Annotated in this window: 9 protein-coding genes; 5 read left to right on the top strand and 4 right to left on the bottom strand. The window is 53.5% G+C overall.

Going from position 1 to position 7,825, the window contains the following annotated elements; translation table 11 throughout:
• Positions 1 to 623, bottom strand: a 623-nt coding sequence (locus P1S59_11480) for a helix-turn-helix domain-containing protein (protein MDF1526874.1), incomplete at its 3' end; no start/stop codon positions are given.
• Positions 624 to 835: 212 nt separating this feature from the next.
• Here P1S59_11480 and P1S59_11475 point away from each other — a divergent pair.
• The 5 genes from P1S59_11475 to P1S59_11455 all read left to right on the top strand — a co-directional run bounded on the left by P1S59_11475 (position 836) and on the right by P1S59_11455 (position 4,909).
• Positions 836 to 2,560 carry an NAD-dependent malic enzyme gene (locus P1S59_11475; protein MDF1526873.1) on the top strand — a complete coding sequence of 575 codons (1,725 nt, stop codon included), beginning with the start codon at positions 836 to 838 and terminating at the stop codon, positions 2,558 to 2,560.
• Positions 2,561 to 2,971: 411 nt separating this feature from the next.
• The gene (locus P1S59_11470) at positions 2,972 to 3,268 is read left to right on the top strand and encodes a hypothetical protein (GenBank protein ID MDF1526872.1); all 297 of its coding nucleotides are present in this window, start codon (positions 2,972 to 2,974) and stop codon (positions 3,266 to 3,268) included.
• Between the two features lie 114 nt (positions 3,269 to 3,382).
• Positions 3,383 to 3,607 (top strand): RND transporter, encoded by a 225-nt coding sequence (locus P1S59_11465; protein MDF1526871.1) that lies wholly within the window; start codon positions 3,383 to 3,385, stop codon positions 3,605 to 3,607.
• 232 nt (positions 3,608 to 3,839) lie between these two features.
• On the top strand, positions 3,840 to 4,100 hold the full coding sequence (locus P1S59_11460; protein MDF1526870.1) for a YkoF family thiamine/hydroxymethylpyrimidine-binding protein: 261 nt from the start codon (positions 3,840 to 3,842) through the stop codon (positions 4,098 to 4,100).
• A 182-nt stretch (positions 4,101 to 4,282) separates the two neighbouring features.
• Positions 4,283 to 4,909, top strand: coding sequence for a class I SAM-dependent methyltransferase (locus P1S59_11455; GenBank protein ID MDF1526869.1), 627 nt, complete (start codon positions 4,283 to 4,285; stop codon positions 4,907 to 4,909).
• 579 nt (positions 4,910 to 5,488) lie between these two features.
• Here the strand turns inward: P1S59_11455 and thiE are convergent.
• From thiE to thiH, 3 genes are all read right to left on the bottom strand, one after another.
• On the bottom strand, positions 5,489 to 6,145 hold the full coding sequence (gene thiE / locus P1S59_11450; GenBank protein ID MDF1526868.1) for a thiamine phosphate synthase: 657 nt from the start codon (positions 6,143 to 6,145) through the stop codon (positions 5,489 to 5,491).
• Positions 6,146 to 6,149: 4 nt separating this feature from the next.
• Positions 6,150 to 6,350: a sulfur carrier protein ThiS gene (gene thiS, locus P1S59_11445; protein ID MDF1526867.1), complete on the bottom strand. Its 201-nt coding sequence runs from the start codon at positions 6,348 to 6,350 to the stop codon at positions 6,150 to 6,152.
• A 321-nt stretch (positions 6,351 to 6,671) separates the two neighbouring features.
• On the bottom strand, positions 6,672 to 7,799 hold the full coding sequence (gene thiH / locus P1S59_11440; GenBank protein ID MDF1526866.1) for a 2-iminoacetate synthase ThiH: 1,128 nt from the start codon (positions 7,797 to 7,799) through the stop codon (positions 6,672 to 6,674).
• Positions 7,800 to 7,825: the final 26 nt, after the last annotated feature.

The raw sequence follows: 7,825 nt of genomic DNA, 5'->3' as shown, positions 1-7,825 counted from the left end.
GCTTCTTCATCCATATCCCCTTTCGGAACGAGTCTGTTACACTTTAACAAACTGTCCCATCTAAGGGGTCCACTATCCCATATCAACACGGCACGATCCAGGTCGTAAACGTTCGTGAGATAGACATGACCACGTTTTCGGGATATCTCATCAACACCGATATTGGTGATCTTCGACAGGTCCCTGTTAGCCAATCCGTAATCGACAACATAGGCCACCGCGTTGTTTACCGTACCCCAGGAGCAGCGAAACAGGTCGGCGACACGAGCCCAAGGGAGTTCCTTTGCCCAAGTGGCGAGGAACACAGCCAAGGCTGTTGTCATGCGACGCTTGCCTGCCACCCACGGCATCCTTTCCACGTAAACACCGCGACACGCCTCACAACGAACCCGGCGAGGCGCATAAAACAGAATGACCTCGATCCTCCACAAAGGAACGTGCCGGAAACTACGCACCGACCGTGTGTCCCGGTACCGGCCAGCCAGGCCGCAACAACCGCAACGTGGCGAATATCGCCGGTCGGGGATGATCTGAACAGCGAGAGTTTCCTCGTGAGCGGACACGTTTCCAACACGAAATCCTTGCAATGGCAGCGTGTTCTTGATTAGCTTAGAGATGAGCATGGGTTCCTCCTCGGGTACAAGGGTTGGCTCTCACCATCTAAGTACCCGAAGGAACTCATGCTTTCAATTATCAAAGACCAGATTCATGCACTCATTTGTGCGACGAGCCTAATTTTAAGACATTACCCTTCCGGAATACTATCCCTGTTATACTGTTAGGCGTTGAGTGCGTTGTAGGAATTCCTTCATATCAATATCGCAAGGAGGGTCCAATGCTTCACTACAGGATCTACAAGGATGAGTCAGGGGAAGAGGTCGTTGAGATCGACACCGAAGGCATGGAACTACTTCATAACCCCATCCTCAATAAGGGGACGGCCTTCACTACGGAGGAAAGGAAACTTTTCAGGATAGACGGCTACCTGCCACCCGCCGTTTCGACCCTCGACCAGCAGGTGGAGAGAAGGTACGAGGGGTTTAATGACAAGAAATCCGACCTGGGAAAATATATTTATCTCCGCGCCCTTCAGGATAGGAACGAGACCCTTTTCTATGCCCTTCTTATGAGACACCTCAAGGAGATGATACCCATTGTCTATACACCGACGGTGGGCCTTGCCTGTCAGATGTTCAGCCATATCTTCCGCTTTACGAGGGGCGTATTCCTCTCTCCGGAAAACATCTCCAACATCGATGAGATCTTCCGTTCCCTGCCTTACCGGAACATCGAGATGATCGTTGCCACCGACTCTGAGGGAATTCTGGGTATCGGAGACCAGGGGGTCGGGGGGATGGGAATACCTGTAGGCAAGCTATCCCTGTACACGGGGGGCGCCGGCATTCACCCTGCCAACTGCCTGCCGGTGACACTGGACGTGGGTACCAATAACGAGGGACTCCTCAACGATCCTCTTTATCTCGGAATCAGGAAAAACAGGATCAGGGGGGAGGAGTACCTTTCCTTTGTCGATAAGTTCGTACAGGGAGTGAAGAGGAATTTCCCCGACACGGTCCTGCAGTGGGAGGATTTTTCCAAACAGAACGCCTTTACTCTTCTCGAAAAATACCGTGATGAACTGCCCTCCTTCAACGACGACATCCAGGGAACCGGGGCAGTGGTCCTGGCCGGAATAAAGGGAGCCCTGCGGATAAGCGGATCCAGTATCACCGATCAGATCTTTGCCATACTCGGAGCGGGAGCCGGTGGAATTGGAGTCGCCAGGCAGATCTGCCAGAGCCTTGTTGCCAAGGGGCTTACCCTCGAAGATGCGAAACACAGGATCTACGTACTCGACAGCAGGGGAGTCGTACATGACGGCAGGAGAGAAGTTGATGAATACAAGAAGGGGTTATCCAGGGAAGCAGGTTTCTCCAGGGGTTGGCCCCTGGCAAACCCCGACCAGGTTTCTCTTTTGGACCTGGTGCGAAATGGGGGCGTTACAGTTCTTGTGGGTCTTTCAGGGGTTGGAGGTTCCTTCAGCGAGGATATTGTCAGAACCATGGCAGGAAATACGGAAAGGCCCATTATTTTCCCCTTGTCAAACCCCACAGATAAAACCGAGGCGGCGCCTGATAACATCTATCGATGGACCGAAGGGAAAGCTATTGTCGCGACTGGGAGCCCCTTCCCGGATGTCACCTCGGGTGACAGGATCTTCACTGTGGGACAGGGGAACAACGTCTTCATCTTCCCGGGTGTGGGGTTGGGCGCCCTGACGGTTGGTGCAAAGGCCATCACGGATGAAATGATCACCGCTGCGGCAAGAAGGTTGTCGGAGATCCTGCCGCAGGACCATCTCGATATTAACTGTGTCTACCCTCACCCGGCTGAACTCAGGGAGGTGTGCAGGGAGATCGCTGTCGCAGTGGCCGGAAAAGCCATGGAGCAGGGTGTGGCCAGAAAACCGGTGGATCCTGCTCACCTTGAGGAACGTGTCCGGTCCAGAATGTGGGTCCCGGGGTATGCCAGGTATGCTTTGGGTAAAAAAACCACCTGACACGGAGACGCAAAGACAAGGAGAAAACGGTATCCAAGTATGTAGGTATTGAGGTGTCTTAGAGACAGAATGTAGAATGTAGAACTCAGAATAGGATCAAAGGCTGACTTAACAGGGACCCTTCTTCGTCCCTCATTTTGGTGATTTTGCCGCGGCAGGTGAAGGGGATAAAAGGGATTGGTTGGAGGGCTGGCATCCCCTTTTGTCATTCCGGGCCGAGTGAAACGAGGACACGGAATCCAGACTTCAACAACGGTTCAATAAAGACGATAATATCTACTGCGGAGGTTTTGATTTACACTTCCAGGGATCAAGCCAACCTTCATCATTTCAAGACCTTGGTGATGACTGGTTTACAAAAAATAACAGCAGCGTGTTGCCGTTTTCCGACACGCTGCCAGGAAGGACAAAATGCGGAAATTCTTTTTGGTACAGAGCGGAGTTATACTCCTTCTTGTCTATATCCAGATGTATGTGCAGGAGGGCACCTATCAGGTGGCATTTAAGACCCTCGGTAATTTTATTGTCCTTTTGTCGCTGACCTTTGCTTTTTCAGTGGTTGTCACCGGTATCCGCAAAATGATCAACCGCAAAGTCAACTTTCCTGACAGCGTCATTAAGCTGTCCATTTACATCTTCCCGGTATACTTCGTGGCTCAGCTCGTGGGTTGGTTGTACGAGCAGGGGATCATCGGGGGAGGTGGGTAATCCGTGAACCGTGAACCGTAGGCTACTTGTCCGTCGAAGCTGATCTAAAGCCGTTGGCGAAATCGGATGAGCTGTGAAACGCAAAAGTAAATTATCAAGTGAAGGGGTTCTATTTTGGAACAATTTTTTACATGGATAGATAGTCTGGATTGGATCCTCGTCATCGTCGCCTGCCTGACCCTGGGGCTCGCCCCCTTCACTCCGCCACACATTGTGGAGAAGCTCCAGATGCTGGCCAGGGGCAAGCTCGTCAAACCCATCGACTGGTTTGATATGTTTTTCCACGGGATCCCGTGGATATTGCTTATTATCAAGGCGGGGCTGAGCATAAAAAAGTAAGAATGTAGAATGCGGAATGTAGAACGTAGAATTAGATCAAAAGCTTGTTTACCGTAGCGCAGCCACGATGGCTACACCGCAGGGTTTAGTAGGGTAAAGCGAATCCAATTCAATTACGTGCCTATCTAAAAACTTGTATCGAAATGATTCAGGATCTTGATTTACCCTGCGTAACCCCGCGTACCCTGTGGTGAAATGTTTTTTGTTAGATCTGAGATCAGGAGGTTCCCCCATGCTCGGCATAACCGCGCAGGTCAGTTTCTACCCCCTCCGGCAGGACGAACTTTCCCCCTCCATCAAAGCAGCGACCCAGGTCTTTGATCACCACGGTATCGAGAGGGAGACCGGTCCCATGAGCACCCTTATGTGGGGTGAAGATGATAAGATATTCGCCGCCCTCCATGAAGCGTTCTTAAGAGTAGCCGCAGTGGGGGAGGCGGTCATGACGGTGACCATTTCCAACGCCTGCCCGTGGCCGGGAGGGAAGGGATAGGACAAGATCGTATCGGGGTATCGGGGTAACGGAGTGTCGGGGTAAAAGCAAAAAACAGAGCAACGAAGCGAGTTCCGTAGGAGTTGTGCTCGTTTTTGCCCATCCCTTTCATCCCCTTTATCCCTGTTAACATTGGTATATCAGACTTGAAATACCTATAACCTTATAGAGAGGTGTGATCCATGGCCAAGACCGGAACCTTTGACAGTCAGGTAGATCGTTACGAGGGTTGGTTCGAGAAGAACAACCTCACCTACGAGTCCCAGGTTGAGGCTGTCAGGTCGGTGCTGCCTTCCGGTTCGGGGATCGAGGTCGGTGTGGGAACCGGCCGCTTCGCCGAGCCCCTCGGCATCAAGCTGGGAGTGGATCCCTCCCAATCCATGAGGGAGGTGGCCCGGAAAAAGGGCATCGATGTGGTCCATGGGGTGGCGGAGGACCTTCCTTTCCCTGACGAGAGCCTGGATTTCGTTCTCATGGTCACGGTCATCTGCTTCTTCGATGATGTGCCGGAAGCGTTCAGGGAGGCCCGTCGAGTCCTGAAGCCAGACGGATCTTTGATCGTTGCCTTTATTGACCGCGACACCCCCACCGGCAGGATCTACGATGCCAACAAGGCCGACAGCGCCTTTTACCGGGAGGCCACCTTCTATTCTGCGGCCGAGGTAAAGGCAATGCTGGAGGAGGCGGGGTTTAGCTCCACAAGCTTCGTCCAGACGATCTTTAAATACCCACGGGAGATGACGGAGCCAGAACCGGTGAGGGAAGGGTTCGGAGAAGGCGTTTTTTGTATTGTAAAAGCGATTAAGTAGCACGCAGGACGCAGCACGCAGTACGCAGTAAAACATACATTGTCATTGCGAGTCACGGCGAAGTTCGAAGAACGAAGACGGAGGGAAAACTTGAACCCGGGGGAACCCACTCCGTCATTCCGGGCGAAGACCCGGAATCCAGTTGCTATAAAAGCGGTGATTTTCACCACAAAGATCACGGAGGCCACTGAGAGGATCTAATGCCGGGGGGATCCCACTCGCTTGCCACGGCTCAGTCCGAAGGACAAAGCCAGATCCTTCCTCTCCTTCCTCGCGCTCCTGCTTGAAAATTATCCCTGGTCAGATGAAGCTTCACTGGCTTTAGAGAAACTGAAAAGAAATCGAGAATAATTATTGTTGGGGTTTATGTCTGTTCTTATTTGTTCTTTATCCGTTTCGTTCTCTGCGCCCCCCGGCGGCTCTGCGTGAGTGAGCCTTCACCGCGCTTACAGGAACCAAGTTTTCCCCTGTGTAACCCCCGTGTACCCTGTGGTTAGACAGCTTTCGTCGCATAAAAAAGGCGGCCAGAGGCCGCCCGTAACTGTTTGAAATTTGAACTTTGGAATCTGGAATTTGGAATCAGCTTTTTTCATGCCAGCCGAGTATCCTCTCTCTCATTTTTCTCACAGCCTCGGCTATGTCAGGCGCCTGGGTCACCGCCGTCACTACCGCCAGCCGCCTCGCTCCCCTTTTAAGCACCTGGTCCATATTGGACTCCTTGATGCCGCCCATGACGGTGAAGGGGATCTGGACCTGGCTGCCGATGTCGGTCACAGCTTTCGGTCCCATGACTTTGACGGCAACCTTCTTGGTGCCGGTGGGGTAGATGGGTCCGATGTTTATGTAGTCGGCTCCGGCTGCCTGGGCGGTTAGGGCCTGCTCTAAAGAGTGGGTGGAAATGCCTACCAATAGATCCGGGGCGATGCTCCGCACAGCTTCCGGCGGCATGTCGTCCTGGCCCAGGTGCACCCCGTCAACACCCACCGCAAGAGCGATGTCCACGTAGTCGTTGACGATGAGAAGCATACCGGCCTTCGTGGTCATCTCCCGGAAGGTCACAGCCGTTTTGTAAAGGTCACCCGGAGAGGCCTCCTTGTCCCGAAGCTGGACGACCCTGGCTCCCCCCGCGATGAGGCCTTCTAATACCTCAACGTTGGAGCGCCCGGCCGAAAGGCTCTCACAGGTCACAGGATAAAGATCAATATCCAGGAAGGCATCGATCCTCTTTTGTCTCACCGGACTAACCACCGTCCACCATCCTGATGATCTCGATGCTGTCGCCCTCGGTAAGAACCGTTTTACCGTGATCATCGAGGCTCAAAATATCCAGGTTCCGCTCGATGATCACCGCCTCGGGGTCGATGCCGAGTTTTTCGAGAAGCTGCCCCACCGTTATTTTGCCGTCCAGTTCCTGCTTTTCACCGTTTACTGTAATTTCCATTTACACTTCTCCTTGCTGAAAGCTTTAACGCAGTGGACCGCAGGAACACCTCCTCTCAGGTGTTATCGCAGTGGACCGCGGGTAAGAACCAGATTCAAATTATAAGTTTAACTGCGGCTCTCTGCGAGACGTGCGGCCTACCAGAGGGCCGCCTCGGCGTAACTCTGCGTTCAAAAAAACATCGCGTTTTATAGTAACCGGGATTGCTTCGCATGGTAATTGATCGCGATGACAGACTTTACGCAAATTCCAAAAGAGGGGTCAATTGCGTTGTGATCTTCGCACGTACGCACGCACGCTTTACGCACCCACGGGTGTTTCTCACCTTATAAACGCCGCGTCCCAGTCCTTCCACACCGGTTCATAGCCGATGTTCTTTATCGTTTCAGCCACCTCTTCCGGGGTCCTGTGGTCTGCGATCTCAAACTGCCCTGCAGTTGCCGAGTTACCGGTGTAGCCCCCCACCTGGGTGCAGGAACCAGCGCTCATGGAGGTGACCCCCAGGGGGATCATGTTGTCCCTGAACTCCTTCGATTCCCTGGTGGACAGCAGGATGCCCGCATCGGGCAAAAAGACACGAAGGGCGGTGAGCATGTGGACCAGGTCCCGGTCGGATACGGGGCATGGGGGTTCGTAGCCTCCCACGGCGGGCCGAAGCCTCGGGAAGGAAATCGTCACCTGGCTGCGCCAGTATTTGCGCATAAGATGCCGGGCGTGCATGGCAAGGTAGACAGCTTCTGTACGCCAGTCGTCGAGGCCCAGCAGGGAGCCGAGTCCGATGCGCCTGAAACCTGCTGCCCCGCCTCTTTCCGGCGTTTCGATGCGCCAGCGGTAGTCGGTCTTCTTCCCGGCTTCGTGGACCTGGGCGTAGAGGTCTTTATTATAAGTTTCCTGGTAGATGATGAGCCCGTCCACGCCGCTTTGGGCGAGTTCGCGGTACTGGTCCGTCTCCATGGGGTAGATCTCGATGGAGATGGAGTCAAAGAGAGGGCGAAGGCTGCTCACCACCTCCTTGAGGTAATTCAGGTTCACCGCTTTCAGATCCTCCCCGGAAACGAGCAGGATGTGACGGAACCCCTCATCATGCAGATGCCTGGCTTCAGAAACGGCTTGCTCAACAGAAAGGGTCTCCCGGTCTATCTGGTTGCTCGCGTTAAAGCTGCAGTAGAGGCAGGAGTTGGTGCAGCTGTTAGACAAATACATAGGCGCGTACAGCCCTACAATCCGCCCGAACCTCTGCTCGGTAATGAGCTGGGCACGCTGGGCGATCTCCTCCAGGGCTTCATCCGCCGCTGGAGACACGAGGCTGATAAACCTGTCAATATCAGTGCCCCCGGAGTCCATCATCCCGGGAGACAAGGCCTCCCGGACCTCTTCAGGGGTTTTTTCGGCGATCTGCCTGGTGATATCGTCCCAGGAGTGGCCCTCGATCACGTTGTCAAAGGTCATTTTTGATTACCTCTTAAACTGTCTCT

The sequence above is a fragment of the bacterium genome (assembly GCA_029210965.1).
Classification (GTDB): Bacteria; BMS3Abin14; BMS3Abin14; order BMS3Abin14; family BMS3Abin14; genus JALHUC01.
Note: the sequence above shows the minus strand (reverse complement) of the source record. Positions and strands in the feature narration are given on the sequence as shown.